This window comes from Sphingomonas sp. CBMAI 2297 (assembly GCF_029870595.1).
GTDB lineage: Bacteria > Pseudomonadota > Alphaproteobacteria > Sphingomonadales > Sphingomonadaceae > Sphingomonas.
The window spans coordinates 387,827-401,664 of the sequence record NZ_JAPDIR010000003.1; the positions used below are offsets into that span (position 1 = coordinate 387,827).

Below are 13,838 nucleotides of genomic sequence, written 5' to 3' on the forward strand. Positions count from 1 at the left end.
CGGAACGAAGCGACGCAGGGCAGAAGGCCGTTTCGGGCGTTCGTGTCCAACACGTCATTTCTCCACATCGCCGGGCGGAAATGGTCCCCCGGCCGGGGCGGGCTCCTACGCGCGTTTCCGAGCAATTTCAAGTTTGACCTGCCCCGGTCCGGCGCTAGCGTCGCGCCCAGGCAATGGGAGACACGGGTAATGCGGGTTCTGGCAGGTGCGGCGCTGGTCGCGATGGCGTTCACCGGAACCGCCGCCCGGGCGCAGCAGAATCCCCAGGCGGAGGCGCAGGCGCTCGAGCTGCTCAAGCGCGGCATCGCCTTCCGCACCGTCGCCGGGCCGGGCAACCAGACGTCCGATTATGCCGCCTATCTGAAAGCCCAGCTCGTCGCCGGCGGCTTCGATCCCGCCGACATCCGCATCGAGCGGATCGGCGACACCGCCTGGATGGCGGCCCGCTATCCGGGCACCGACAAGGCGGCCAAGCCGATCTACATCTCCGGCCATATGGACGTGGTCGAGGCAAGGCCGGAAGACTGGACCCGCGATCCGTTCACGCCGATCGTCGAGAACGGCTATATCTTCGGCCGCGGCGCGACCGACATGAAGTACGACCTGTCGACGATGGTCGCCACGCTGATCCAGCTGAAGCGCGAAGGCTATAGGCCGTCGCGCGACATCATCCTCCTCGCCTCGGGCGACGAGGAGACCAGCATGAAGACCACGGCCGCGATGGCCGAGCAATATCATGACGGCGAGCTGCTCCTGAACATCGACGGCGGCGGCGGCGCGCTCGACGAGCACGGCAAGCCCGAGATCTTCGGACTGCAGGGCGCCGAGAAGACCTATGCCGATTACGAGCTGACCTTCACCAATCCGGGCGGCCATTCGAGCGCGCCGACCAGGAGCAACGCCATCTATTCGCTCGCCCATGCGCTGGCGAAGATCGAGGCATATCAGTTCCCCGGCGAGATCAACGACATCACCCGCGCCGGCTTCGTCCAGGGCGCGAAGACCGCCGATCCGGAGATGGCCGCGGCGATGCGCGCGTTCATGGCCAATCAGCGGGATGCCAAGGCGCTCGCCGTGCTGCGTTCGGAGCCCGGGCTGATCGGCCAGACCGGCACCACCTGCGTGGCCACCATGGTCAATGCCGGCCATGCGACCAACGCGCTGCCCCAGCGCGCCACCGCCAACATCAATTGCCGCATCTTCCCGGGCACCTCGGTCGCGGCCGTAGCGGCGACGCTGACCAAGGTGGTCGGCGACCCCGAGCTCAAGCTCAGGACGCTCGACAGCGGCACCGTCGCCAGCCCCGCCTCGCCGCTGCGGCCCGACCTGATGAAGCTGGTCTCGGACGGCATCCACGCCCGCTTCCCCGGCGTGCCGATCGTGCCGGCGATGTCGGCGGGCGCCAGCGATTCGATGTGGTTCCGCGCCAAGGGCGTGCCGAGCTACGGCGTCAGCCCGATCTTCATGAAGGGGTCGGACAGCTTCGCCCACGGCCTCAACGAGCGCACCCCGCTCAGCGAGATCGCGCCGTCGATCACCTACTACAAGTTCCTGCTCAAGGGCCTGACGCAATAAACCCGAGTCGAGGACTCATTATTCTTTCTCCGTCACCCCGGCCTTGAGCCGGGGTCCCGCTATCTTGCCAGCACAGGAAGAAGCAGGATCCCAACGGGCCAACGGACAGCCGCAGCGGCCGTTTCCGGCAGCTCAGGCCGGATCGCCGCCATCGGGGGCCGGCTGCTGCTCCATCAGCCGGGACGGCCAGCCGATGCGGATCAGCATGCCATCCGGGCCGGCGATCCCAACTTCGTAGAGGCCCCATTCCCGGTGGCGCAGCACGCCGCCGGGGCGGATGACCAGGTCGTCCACCAGGGCGGCGATCGCCGCCACTTCGGGCGTGCGGATGAAGACGCCGAACGGATTGTGCTCCTCCGGCACCCGCCATGGGCCGGAACCCGCCTGGGTGAGGTTCACCTCGCACCCCCAGCCGGTCATGATCGCATAGGCGGCATCGCCCCCGACCCGAGTGAAGCCCAGCCGCTCCCAGAAGGGAATCGCGGCGGCAAGGTCGTTGTGCGGCACTATGGCGAACGCGCCCACTGTCGCGGGGATCGGCATCGGGCTTCTCCTTGCTTTCCAGACAATCCTTCGCATCCGCCCATATCACATGCATGCAAGTCCTGGCTTCCGGCGATACGCGGCGATGGCGGATATCCCGTTCGCATTGTAAGCCCATGCGACAGTGAAGAGGGAGCCGATGACCGCCAGATACGACGCCCTGATCATCGGGGGCGGGCACAACGGACTCGTCTGCGCCTTCTATCTCGCCCGCGCCGGCCTGAAGGTCCGGGTGCTGGAACGCCGCCATGTCGTCGGCGGCGCGGCGGTGACCGAGGAATTCCATCCGGGCTTCCGCAACTCCACCGCCAGCTACACGGTCAGCCTGCTCCGCCCCAAGGTGATCGCCGACATGAAGCTCCCGGCGCGCGGCTGGCGCGTGGTCGAGCGGCAGATCTCCAATTTCCTGCCGCACGATGGCGGCTATCTGAAGCTGGGCGGCGGGCATGCGCGCACCCGCGCCGAGTTCGCCCGCTTCTCGGCCCGGGATGCCGAGGCATTGCCCCGCTACGAGGAAGCGCTGGAGCGCGTCGCCGCGGTGCTGCGCGACATGGCGCTCAGGACGCCGCCCAATGCCGGCGGCGGCATCCGCGCGCTGCTCGCCGCCGCCGCGCAGGGCCGCAAGCTGGCGGGCATGCCGATCGAGGCGCAGCGCGACACGATAGACCTGTTCGTGAAGTCGGCGCGCGACTTCCTCGATGGCTGGTTCGAGAATGACTATGTCAAGGCGGCCTTCGGCTTCGACGCCGTGGTCGGCAACTATGCCAGCCCCGACACGCCCGGCAGCGCCTATGTGCTGCTCCACCATGTCTTCGGCGAAGTGAACGGCAAGAAGGGCGCCTGGGGCCATTCGATCGGCGGCATGGGCACGATCACCCGGCTGATGGCCGAAGCCTGTGCCGAGGCCGGGGCCGAGATCAGCCTGGAGGCCCCGGTCGCGAAGCTGCTGGTCGACGGGAACCGAGTCGCCGGCGTGCGGCTGGAGAGCGGCGAGGAGATCGCGGCCGGCATCGTCGCCGCCAATATCGGCCCCGCCCTGCTCTATCGCCGGCTGGTCGACCGCGCCGACATGCCCGCCGACTTCGCCAGGCGGATGGACCGGTACAAGGCCGGCTCGGGCACCTTCCGGATGAACGTCGCGCTCTCCGAGCTGCCGGACTTCACGGTGCTGCCCGGCCCCGGCGAGCATCACACCGCCGGCATCATGATCTGCCCGACGCTCGACTATATGGACCGCGCCTATACGAGCGCGCGGGCCAGGGGCATGTCCGACGAGCCGATCGTCGAGATAACCATCCCCTCCACGGTGGACGACAGCCTCGCCCCGCCGGGCCGGCACGTCGCCGCGCTGTTCTGCCAGCAATTCGCGCCCGGCCTCGACTGGGACCGGCACCGCGAGGCCGCAGCCGACCGCATCATCGATACCGTCACCCGGCACGCGCCCAACTTCAAGGCATCGGTGATCGCGCGCCAGATCCACTCGCCGCTCGACCTGGAGCGCAAGTTCGGCCTGGTCGGCGGCGATATCATGCACGGCCACATGTCGCTCGACCAGCTCTGGGCCGCCCGCCCGGTGCTCGGCCATGGCGATTATCGCGGGCCGATCCGCGGGCTCTACATGTGCGGCGCCGGCACCCATCCCGGCGGCGGCGTCACCGGCGCGCCGGGGCACAATGCCGCGCACGAGATCCTAAGGGATCGCAGCCTCCTCGGCCGCCTGCTCGGCTGAGCCGCGCATCAGGTAGAGCGGGATCGCCGTCGCCATCAGCAACAGGCTGAGCCCGATCGCCTCATAGCCCGCCCCCCAGATCGCCCAGAGCGCGAAGACCAGCCCGATGGCGGCGGCGGGCCGCATCACGCCCAGCACCAGCGCGGACAGGCAGGTGCCGGCATAGAACCACAGCGTCGCCGCCGTCGTCACCCGCAGCATGAAGTCGTAGATGGCGGCGGTATCGCGCGAGACGTTGCTGAGCACCAGCACGCTGGCGAGCAGGCTCGACGCGAGCAGCGCCGCCACCGGCACGTCACGCCCGCTGGTCCGGCCGATCCGGGCGGGGATCACGCCCGCGCGCGCCATGCCCAGCGGCACCTCGCCCTGCAGCAGCACCCAGCCGTTGAGCGCGCCGATCGCGGCCACCGCGGCGAAGCCGGCCACCGCCAGCCCGGCCCAATGCCCCCAGAAGGTCTCGACGAACAGCGCCACCGGCGCGTTGGCGCCCGCCACCGATCCCTGCGGCATCGCGAAGATGATCCCCGAACAGGCGATCAGATACAGCAGCCCGGTCAGCCCCACGCCGGTCAGCGTCGCGCGCGGGATGGTCCGGGCCGGATCGCGCACCCGCTCGGCCGCGACCCCGGCGCATTCGAACCCGACCATCGCGAAGAAGGCGAGCGTCACCGCCGATGCCAGCTGGCCGGCATCGAACGGCGTGTGCGGATGCGCGCTGGCGGCGAGCTCGCCCTTCGCGCCGAGCTGGGCGAGCAGCAGCACGATCGCGACGAGCGGCACCAGCTTGACCAGGGTCGTCACGACCTGGAACTCGCCGGCGGCCCGCGCCCCGCGCAGGTTGAGCAGCGTGATCCCCCAGAGCAGCGCCACCGCCGCCAGTACCAGGCTGAGCGAGGATTCGGCCAGCGGCGGCCAGAATACCGCCAGATAACGCACCGCGGTGAGCGCGATGAACGCGTTCGCCGCCCACACGCCCACCCACATCGTCCAGGCGATCAGCACGCCGGGGAGCGGCCCGAGCGCGCGCGCGCAGATCGCCAGCGTTCCCGTCGCCTCGGGCATCGCGCGCGAGAGGCCGGCGATCACCCAGGCGATCACCAGCGCGCCCGCGATCGCCGCGATCCAGGCCGCCACGCTGGTGAAGCCATAGGGCGCGAGCTGGGCGGGCAATGCGAAGAAGCCCGAGCCGATCATGTTGCCGATCACCAGCGCGGTCGCCGTCCAGAAGCCGAATGGCCGCTTCGATTCCGTCATGCCCATCCCCCCGGGAAAGTCAGATCCCGCCTTCGACCGCTTCAAGCCCCCGCTCCGCCAGCCCCCGGATCAGCGCGTCTCCGCACGCATCGAGCAGCGCCTGCTCGGTCGCGCGGACCACGAAGTTCGCGCCGGTGCGGCCGTCGCGGAAAAAGGGATAGCTGCCGATCGCCACGCCTTCGTGCGCGCGCTCGGTCTCGCCCAGGAACTCGGCGATCTCGCTCTCCGCCACCCAGGCGCCGATCGTGCGCGAAAGCACCGGGCGCCCGCCTTCCAGCGTGCCGGTCAGCGCGTCGAGCATGCCCGCGGTGATGTGCGGCACCCCCGCCAGGATGAAGAGATTGCCCAGGCGGATGCCCGGCGCGCCGGACATGCGATTCGGGATCAGCTCGGCGCCCTCCGGCACCCGCGCCATCCGCAGCCGCGCGTCGGTCAGCCCGCCGCGCGTCTCGTAATAGCGCTCCAGCACCGCCCGGGCCTGGGGATGGATCACCACGCCGACGCCCAGGGCCACCGCGATGGCATCGACGGTGATGTCGTCGTGCGTCGGCCCGATCCCGCCGGTCGTGAAGCAATAGTCATAGCGTTCGCGCAGCGCGTTCACCGCCTCGACGATCCGCCCCTCGACATCGGGGACCACCCGCACCTCGGCCAGGCGGATGCCCTGCACGTTCAGCCAGCTCGCGATCTGGGCGATGTTCTTGTCCTGCGTGCGGCCCGAGAGGATCTCGTCGCCGATCACCGCCAGCCCAGCCGTCCAGATGCGTTCGCCCATGGGACCGGCATAGACGCATGCGCCGTCCGCGCCTAGCGTTCCGATCATGCTTTCGACGCTCGCCGCGCTCGCGCTTTCCGCCGCCGCTCCCTGCCAGGCCGAGCTGGTGGTGCTCGGCACCTCGCAGGATGCCGGCACGCCCCAGATCGGCCATCCCGAAGACCCCGCCTGGCGCGATCCCGCGCTGCGGGCCTGGGCCGCCTCGCTCGCCCTGGTCGATCACGCGAGCGGCGCGCGCTACCTGTTCGACGCCACGCCGGACCTGCGCGAGCAGCTGGAATGGCTCGACGTGCACGACCCGAAGCGCACGCCGGGCCTCGGCATCGACGGCATCTTCCTCACCCATGCGCATATCGGCCATTATGCCGGCCTGATGTTCCTCGGCCGGGAATCGGCGAACAGCCGGGGCGTTCCCGTCCATGCGATGCCGCGCATGGCCGAGTTCCTGAGGAGCAACGGACCCTGGAGCCAGCTCGTCAGCCTGGACAATATCGCGCTCCGGCCGCTCGCCGCCGGCGCCGCTACCCGGCTGCCCGACGGCATCACCGTCACCCCCTATCTCGTCCCGCACCGCGACGAATATTCGGAAACGGTGGGCTTCGTCATCGCCGGCCGCGGGCGAAGCGCGCTCTACCTCCCGGACATCGACGGCTGGGACAAATGGGACCAGCGGCTCGAGGACATGCTGGCCCGGGTGGACATGGCCTATCTCGACGGCACCTTCTTCGACGATACCGAGCTCGGCGATCCGGCGCGGATGAAGAGCGTTCCCCATCCCCGCATCGCCGACACGATCCGCCGCCTGCCGCCCGCGCTTGCCACCAAGGTCCGCTTCATCCACCTGAACCACACCAATCCGGCGCGCTTCCCCGATGCGGCGAAGCGCCGCGCGGCGGAGAGCAGCGGCGCGGGCTTCGCCACGCTCGGCGAGCGCTTCTGCCTCTCGCAACCGGGCGCCGATGCGCCTATATCGCCACGATGACCGAATATGTGACCGTTACCGCCGACATGCCCCAGGCCCGTGACGGGGCGATCAAGCTCCACGGCCCCGCGGGCTTCGAGGGCATGCGCCGCGCCGGCCGCCTCGGCGCCGAGATTCTCGACGCGCTCGTCCCCCATGTCGTGCCGGGCGTCGCCACCGCCGAACTGGACGACATCGTCCGCGAGATGACCGTCGCCGCCGGCGGCGTGCCCGCCACGCTCGGCTATCGCGGCTATACGCACAGCTGCTGCATCTCGATCAACCATGTCGTCTGCCACGGCATCCCGAGCGACAAGACGCTGAAGGACGGCGATATCGTCAATATCGACGTGACGCCGATGCTCGACGGCTGGCACGGCGACACCAGCCGCATGTTCCTGGTCGGCGATGTCGGCATCAAGGCACGCCGGCTGGTCGACGTCACCTATGAGTGCCTGATGCTCGGGCTCGAACAGGCCAGGCCCGGCAACCATCTCGGCGACGTCGCCCATGCCATCCAGCGCCATGCCGAGAAGCATCGCTACGGCGTGGTCCGTGATTTCTGCGGGCACGGCCTCGGCCAGATCTTCCACGACGCGCCCGAAGTCGTCCATGTCGGCCGCCCCGGCACCGGCCCGGAGCTGCGCCCCGGCATGTTCTTCACCGTCGAGCCGATGATCAACATCGGCCGGCCGGACGTGAAGCTGCTCGACGACGGCTGGACCGCGGTGACGCGGGACCGGTCGCTCTCGGCCCAGTTCGAGCACTCGATCGGCATCACCGAGACCGGCTGCGAGATCTTCACCAAGAGCCCCAGGGGCCTCGACAACCCGCCCTATTGAAGCACCCGGCCCGCCTTGTCGCAGCACTCCGCGACGGCCTGTTGAGAGCCCGCACCGGCCCAGATCATCGCAACGGCCTAAGTCCCGCAACGGCCTAAGTCCCGCAACGGGTTGCGTCCGCCAGCGGCCGGAGGGCCGGGCGGACGCATGCGGCGGGTGGAGGGAGTGGGCCGCACCGCCGCCGGGGCTCGACTGCCCGCGCCAAGTCAAGCGCGAGCCGATTCGAACAATTCGCATGATAAATCCCCAGATCGACTGAGGAGTCAATGCGAGTTGCCGGAGACATTATTCCCATTTTGGACACTATTACTTCACGGAAATAGTAAACGGCAGTACGTAAATTATGGAATTTTCGGGAAACGACCCGTCTTCAGTGCGGCGTGCCCGACCAGAACGATAGCTGTTCCTCGGCTCCCGCCGCATCCAGATCGCCGATCTCGCTGTGAATCCAGCATGTTTTCCGCGCCTCGGGATCGAGCGCCAGCAACCCGTGCGCCATGATGACGAGCGGCCCCGTGGCGACGATCACATCGCCGTCCGGCAGATCGCTCCCGCGCCGATGCAGTTCGGCAGGCAGGTCCATGGGCATAGGCTGCATACATCGCACCCCGGTACGCTCGTCGCCACAACGCGACTCCACCGAAACGGTTCCACAAGCCGATCGCGGACAATTTGTTGCCGCCGGGCAACGCTTTCGCCGCTGCCGCCAAATCCGGCACCCCGTGGCGCGCTGCCCATTTGATAGGCACTTGTTAAAGCGGCGCGGCGCGTGCAACCGAGAGGACGAGCCGAGTCCCGCCTCTGGCACGAAGTTTGCCAGACGCGCGGACAGGCAAGCCTCATGTGCCTCGGGGGAAACCGTGAAAAAGATCGAAGCGATCATCAAGCCGTTCAAGCTCGACGAAGTGAAGGAAGCGCTGCACGAAGTCGGCGTCTCCGGCATCACCGTCACCGAAGCCAAGGGCTTTGGTCGCCAGAAGGGCCATACCGAGCTCTATCGCGGCGCCGAATATGTCGTGGACTTCCTCCCGAAGGTGAAGCTCGAGGTGGTGGTCGAGGATTCGCTTGCCGACCGCGTGGTCGAAGCGGTCGCCGCCGCGGCGCAGACCGGCCGGATCGGCGACGGCAAGATCTTCGTGATCCCCGTCGAGACGGCGCTCCGCATCCGCACCGGCGAGCGCAACGAAAACGCGATTTGACGCGCCGCAACATAGCGTCGATGTAGCGCCCGTTTTGGGCAAGATTCTTTCCCGATTCGTCGGGTCAACGAAAGAGAGCGAAAGGGCTTAACAATGGCGAATTCGGCCAGCGACGTTCTGAAGATGGTGAAGGACAACGAGATCGAGTGGATCGATCTCCGCTTCACCGATCCCAAGGGCAAGTGGCAGCACCTCACCATGGTCGCCAAGGTGATCGGCGAGGACGAGCTGACCGACGGCCTGATGTTCGACGGCTCCTCGATCGAGGGCTGGAAGGCGATCAACGAATCCGACATGATCCTGAAGCCGGATCTGGACGCGGTGTGGATCGATCCCTTCTCGGCCACCCCGATGCTGATCCTGGTCTGCGACATCGTCGAGCCCTCGACCGGCGAGCTCTATGCCCGCGACCCGCGCAGCACCGCGAAGCGCTCGGAAGCCTATCTCAAGTCGCTCGGCATCGGCGACACCGTCTATGTCGGCCCCGAGGCCGAGTTCTTCATGTTCGACGATGTCCGCTTCGAGAACAGCTACTCGACCAGCTACTACGCGATCGACGACATCGAGCTGCCGGGCAATTCGGGCAAGGAATATGAGGCCGGCAATCTCGGCCACCGTCCGCGCGCCAAGGGCGGCTATTTCCCCGTCGCCCCGGTCGACTCGGCCGTCGACATCCGCGGCGAGATGGTCGCGACGATGCTCGAGATGGGCCTGCCCTGCGACAAGCATCACCACGAGGTCGCCGCGGCGCAGCACGAGCTGGGCCTGACCTATGGCACGCTGGTCCAGACCGCCGACCGCATGCAGATCTACAAATATGTCGTGCACCAGGTCGCGCATGCGTACGGCAAGACCGCGACCTTCATGCCGAAGCCGATCAAGGAAGATAACGGCTCGGGCATGCACACCCATATCTCGATCTGGGAAAAGGGCGCCAACACCTTCGCGGGCAATGGCTATGCCGGCCTGTCGGACGCCTGCCTCTATTTCATCGGCGGCGTGATCAAGCACGCCAAGGCGCTCAACGCCTTCACCAACCCGACCACCAACAGCTACAAGCGCTTGGTGCCGGGCTATGAGGCGCCGGTGCTCCTCGCCTATTCGTCGCGCAACCGCTCGGCTTCGTGCCGCATCCCGTACGGCGCCGGCACCAAGGCGAAGCGCGTCGAGTTCCGCTTCCCGGACGCGCTGGCCAACCCGTATCTCTGCTATGCGGCGCTGCTGATGGCCGGCCTGGACGGCATCCAGAACAAGATCCACCCGGGCGACCCGATGGACAAGAACCTGTACGACCTGCCGCCGGCCGAGCTGTCGCAGGTGCCGACGGTGTGCGGCTCGCTCCGCGAGGCGCTCGACAGCCTGGAAGCCGATATGGACTTCCTGCTCAAGGGCGACGTGTTCTCGAAGGACCAGATCGAGGCCTATGTCGAGATCAAGCGCGGCGAGGTCGCCCGCTGGGAGATGACGCCGTCGCCGGTCGAGTACGACATGTATTATTCGGCCTGATCCGCGCGAAATCAGACGATGCGGAAGGGCGTCCGGGGAAACCCGGGCGCCCTTTCCGTTTCGGGAGCCTCGCGCGCCGCCGCCGGACTCGACGTGCCCCGCCCGCGCGCATTAGGCTGGCCGGATCCGCCCTACCCGCAACAAGGAGCCGAGATGGACGAGGATGATCGCCCCGCCGACAAGGCGCCGCCGCGTGCGCCGGGTCCCGCGACGCTGCCCGAAATTCCGGGCCTGGGCTCGATTCCGCCCATCGGCGCGCTGCCCATTCCCCTCGGCCTCCCGCCCGGGGACGTGATCGCCGAAGGCCTCGGCATCAAGAGCCTCACGGCGCAATTCCCCGGCATCGGCCTGCCGTTCCTGCCCATCCCACCCCAAGCTGCGCCGCAGGGCATTTTCGGGCATGCCATCGGCAAGCTCGGCGCTCCGCTGGGCGGCGCGCTCGCCATCCATCCCGACTCGCAGACAGGGCCGGGTATCCAGATCGGGAGCGTGGCGGGCCAGATCGGCTCCTTCCTCCCCTTCTCCGCCGCTCCGATCCCCGGAGGCGTGCCCGGAGCCGCGCCGGCCGCGCCGGACAAGGACGACCCGCCGCCTTCCTGATGCCGCCCGAACGCGCGGGGCGGCGGGCAAAAACACGCCCGGCCCCGAAGGACCGGGCGCATTCCCCCTTTTAACCCGTCAGCGCTTGCCGATCCGCAGGCTCGCGGCGATGCCATAGATGCGCGGTTCGCCGGCGATGAAGGTCGGCATGCCCAGCGCGTCGCCGGTATTGCCGGCGTCCTTGATATATTTCCGGTTGAAGGCGTTGGTGACGAAGCCCTCGAACCGCCAGCGGCCATCGGCGGTCTCCAGGCCGAGCCGCGCATCGGCCAGCGCATAGCCGCCCTGCACTTCGTCCTGCACCAGATCCGGCACCAGATTGTTCCGCTGCAACGCCGGCAGGTCGTTGTCGTCGTCGAAGAAGACCTTGGACTGCCAGGTGACGCTCGGCGTGAAGTCGATCGTCACGGGCCCCGCCGGGACCTTGAACTGCACCGCCAGCGCGGCGCTGTGATCGGGCGAAAGGCGGAAGCGGTTGCCGTCGCGCGCGCCGCTCGCGAAACGGCTATGGTTATAGGCATAGCTGCCGAACAGGTTGACCCAGCTCGCCGGGCGCCAGCTCACCTGCCCCTCGAAGCCATAGCTCTCGGCCCGGCCGGCATTGACGGTGACGAACACCGTGCCCTGCTGCTCGGTCGTCTGGAAGTTCGAGTAGCGATAATAGAACACCGAACCGTCGATGAAGAGCGTGCGGTCGGCGAGCGCCGTCTTCAGGCCGGCCTCGTAGCTGTCCACCGTTTCCGACGGCAGCACGCTGAACCGGGCCGCGCCGCCCGGCGCGGCGGGCGCGCTCACGCTCAGTATCTCGGGGCGCCGGCCGCGCGCATAGGTGGCGTAGACATTGGCCTCGGGCGAGATCTCGTACTTGGCGGTGGCGCGCCAGGTGAAGCCGCTGTCATTATGGTCGGCGCTGTAGAGCTGGCCGTTGGCGCCGCTGGGCTGCAGGCCCAGGCCGAACAGCGGCACCGGATAGAGCGCCGAGGCCGGGATGTTCGCGGCGCCCGACACCGCCAGCGCGCCGAGCAGCGCGGTGCGCGTCGCCGCGGGCTGGGCGAGCGCGCCGATGAACCCGCCCAGGATCGAGCGCCCGTTGCTCACCGCGGAGGAGAAGCCGGTGGTCTTCGCGTCATGGCTCCAGCGGATGCCGCCGCCGATCTCGAGCCCCTCGGCGACGTTGAAGGTCACGTCGCCGAACAGGTCCCAGCTCTCGGTGCGGCCGTAGTTGGTGCTGGTCTCCTGGTGGCCGGACTTGAGGTTCGCCGCGATCGCCTGGGCCTGCGCGCTCGACAGCGCCACGCCATAGGCGCCCGCCACGCCCTGGAGCAGCTGGCCGGTGAAGGCGGTGTTCGAGAACAGCGCCAGCGGCGCCGGGTCGCTCGCGGGCCGGCCCGGGATCGCGCCGCCACCGTTCAGCGCATTGGTGAGCCGCGCCAGCGCCACCCGCTCGTCGAACTGCGACGGCGTGCGCTGGAAGCCGTTCTCGCGGAAATAGGTGCCGCCCACGAACGCCGTGAAGCGGTCGTTCTTCCAGGTGAGGCGCAGCGTGCCCATGGTCTGGTTGCCCTGCGCATCCTCGGCGGCGGTCAGCGCGGGCAGCGAGATGCCGTCCGCGTCGAAGATCTCGATGCCGGCGAACTTGCGGTACGAGCCGATCGCGTTGAGCGAGAGGTTGGGCGAGAAATCATAATTGGCGATGCCGGTCACGCCCCACACGTCGCGGTCGAGGCCCAGCGGACGGCCGCGCTCGAAGCTGCCCGGGCTGGCCAGCGCCGCGCCCGAATTGCGCCCGCGATCGCCGATCACCGCGCCGGTGACCGGGTCGGTCGGGTTGTAGGCGATCGACTTGAACGACGTGCCGCTCGCCTTGTCGTGCTGATAGTTGCCGATCAGATCGAAAGTGAAGGCGCCCGGCGCCCAGCGCAACGAACCGCGCACCGCTTCGGACTTGATGCCGTTGAAAGCCTCGCCGCCGAGCAGGTTGGCGACATAGCCGTCGCGCTGCTTGATCCGGCTGGCGACGCGGATGCCGATATCGCCGCCGAGCGGCAGGTTCACCGTCTCGTCGATCCGATAGCCGTTGAAGTTCGAATATTGGCCATAGACATAGCCATAGGCATTGTGCGGATCGGCCTTGGCCTGGACCAGGTTGACCGCGCCGATCAGCGCGCCGCGGCCATAGAGCGTCGATTGCGGGCCCTTGGCCACTTCCACCCGCTCCATGTCGAACAGCTCGACATAGGAACCGCGCGACTTGGAGATCGACACGCCGTCCTGGAAGACCGAGACGCGCGGCTCGTTGAAGGCGCTGCCCGAATCCGAGGTGATGCCGCGCATCACGAAGCCGGGATTGTTCGGGCTCTGGTTCTGCACGTCGAAGCCGGGCACGAACTGGCCGAGCCGGTCGAACTCGGTGATGCCCAGATCGTCGAGGAACTTGCCCTGCAGCGCGGTGAGCGCGAACGGCACGTCCATCGGCCGCTGCTCGACCAGCTGCGCGGTGACGACGATCTCGCCGTCGCCGGCCCTGTCCTCCGCCGCCGCCGCGGCGGCTTCCGGCTGGGTCCTGGCGGCTTCCTGCGCCGCCGCATCGGTGGCGGCGAGCAGAGCGATCGGACTGGCAAGCGCGAGCAGCGCGTAGCGGACGGACATGATGAGCTCCCTGTTTGCGGGGGAGCGATCCCCTTCCCCCCGTCGCGAAGCCGTTGGCCGCCATTCATGACATCCTTGTTGCGGCGCAGCGAATTTTGTGTGGAGGCCGCCCGTCCGGCCGGGCGCGTCGACCCGGTTTCCGCGGCCATGGCGGGGCTTCTCTTCGGCCGGCGCACGCTTCCGCCTTGCAAGCCCCGCGCGCACT

12 protein-coding genes are annotated in these 13,838 nt (G+C 68.4%); 7 read left to right on the forward strand and 5 right to left on the reverse strand.

The genetic code is table 11. From position 1 onward, the window contains the following. Positions 1-189 precede the first annotated feature (189 nt). Positions 190-1,575: a M20/M25/M40 family metallo-hydrolase gene (locus OMP43_RS06755; protein WP_280278962.1), complete on the forward strand. Its 1,386-nt coding sequence runs from the start codon at positions 190-192 to the stop codon at positions 1,573-1,575. 132 nt (positions 1,576-1,707) lie between these two features. Here OMP43_RS06755 and OMP43_RS06760 read toward each other — a convergent pair whose 3' ends face one another. Continuing rightward, positions 1,708-2,118: a glyoxalase gene (locus tag OMP43_RS06760; protein ID WP_280278963.1), complete on the reverse strand. Its 411-nt coding sequence runs from the start codon at positions 2,116-2,118 to the stop codon at positions 1,708-1,710. A gap of 139 nt (positions 2,119-2,257) precedes the next feature. Here OMP43_RS06760 and OMP43_RS06765 point away from each other — a divergent pair, with 139 nt between their 5' ends. Further along, a complete protein-coding gene (locus OMP43_RS06765) occupies positions 2,258-3,847 on the forward strand; it encodes an NAD(P)/FAD-dependent oxidoreductase (RefSeq protein WP_280278964.1) in 1,590 nt (529 codons plus the stop codon). Here the strand turns inward: OMP43_RS06765 and OMP43_RS06770 are convergent. Both OMP43_RS06770 and OMP43_RS06775 read right to left on the reverse strand, forming a co-directional pair. Continuing rightward, entirely contained in the window at positions 3,809-5,101 is a 1,293-nt protein-coding gene (locus OMP43_RS06770) for an amino acid permease (RefSeq protein WP_280278965.1), read from the reverse strand. The two genes, OMP43_RS06765 and OMP43_RS06770, sit on opposite strands and share 39 nt — an antisense overlap. Before the next feature lie 19 nt (positions 5,102-5,120). After that, positions 5,121-5,876 (reverse strand): molybdopterin-binding protein, encoded by a 756-nt coding sequence (locus OMP43_RS06775; RefSeq protein WP_280278999.1) that lies wholly within the window; start codon positions 5,874-5,876, stop codon positions 5,121-5,123. A 46-nt stretch (positions 5,877-5,922) separates the two neighbouring features. Here OMP43_RS06775 and OMP43_RS06780 point away from each other — a divergent pair, with 46 nt between their 5' ends. Together OMP43_RS06780 and map are read left to right on the forward strand one after the other, a co-directional pair. Beyond that, on the forward strand, positions 5,923-6,858 hold the full coding sequence (locus OMP43_RS06780) for an MBL fold metallo-hydrolase (RefSeq protein ID WP_280278966.1): 936 nt from the start codon (positions 5,923-5,925) through the stop codon (positions 6,856-6,858). Beyond that, positions 6,855-7,679, forward strand: coding sequence for a type I methionyl aminopeptidase (map, locus tag OMP43_RS06785; RefSeq protein WP_280278967.1), 825 nt, complete (start codon positions 6,855-6,857; stop codon positions 7,677-7,679). Before OMP43_RS06780 ends, map begins: the two co-directional genes overlap by 4 nt. Positions 7,680-8,049: 370 nt before the next feature. Here the strand turns inward: map and OMP43_RS06790 are convergent, their stop codons facing one another. After that, the gene (locus tag OMP43_RS06790) at positions 8,050-8,262 is read right to left on the reverse strand and encodes a hypothetical protein (protein ID WP_280278968.1); all 213 of its coding nucleotides are present in this window, start codon (positions 8,260-8,262) and stop codon (positions 8,050-8,052) included. A gap of 277 nt (positions 8,263-8,539) precedes the next feature. On the opposite strand from OMP43_RS06790, the gene OMP43_RS06795 reads away from it, so the two are divergent. The 3 genes from OMP43_RS06795 (at position 8,540) to OMP43_RS06805 (ending at position 10,984) form a co-directional block, all read left to right on the forward strand. Next, the gene (locus tag OMP43_RS06795) at positions 8,540-8,878 is read left to right on the forward strand and encodes a P-II family nitrogen regulator (RefSeq protein WP_086131131.1); all 339 of its coding nucleotides are present in this window, start codon (positions 8,540-8,542) and stop codon (positions 8,876-8,878) included. A 93-nt stretch (positions 8,879-8,971) separates the two neighbouring features. Next, positions 8,972-10,384, forward strand: coding sequence for a type I glutamate--ammonia ligase (gene glnA, locus OMP43_RS06800; protein WP_280278969.1), 1,413 nt, complete (start codon positions 8,972-8,974; stop codon positions 10,382-10,384). Positions 10,385-10,537: 153 nt separating this feature from the next. Then, entirely contained in the window at positions 10,538-10,984 is a 447-nt protein-coding gene (locus tag OMP43_RS06805) for a hypothetical protein (protein WP_280278970.1), read from the forward strand. 78 nt (positions 10,985-11,062) lie between these two features. Here the strand turns inward: OMP43_RS06805 and OMP43_RS06810 are convergent, their stop codons facing one another. After that, the gene (locus OMP43_RS06810) at positions 11,063-13,633 is read right to left on the reverse strand and encodes a TonB-dependent receptor (protein WP_280278971.1); all 2,571 of its coding nucleotides are present in this window, start codon (positions 13,631-13,633) and stop codon (positions 11,063-11,065) included. Between the last annotated feature and the right edge of the window lie 205 nt (positions 13,634-13,838).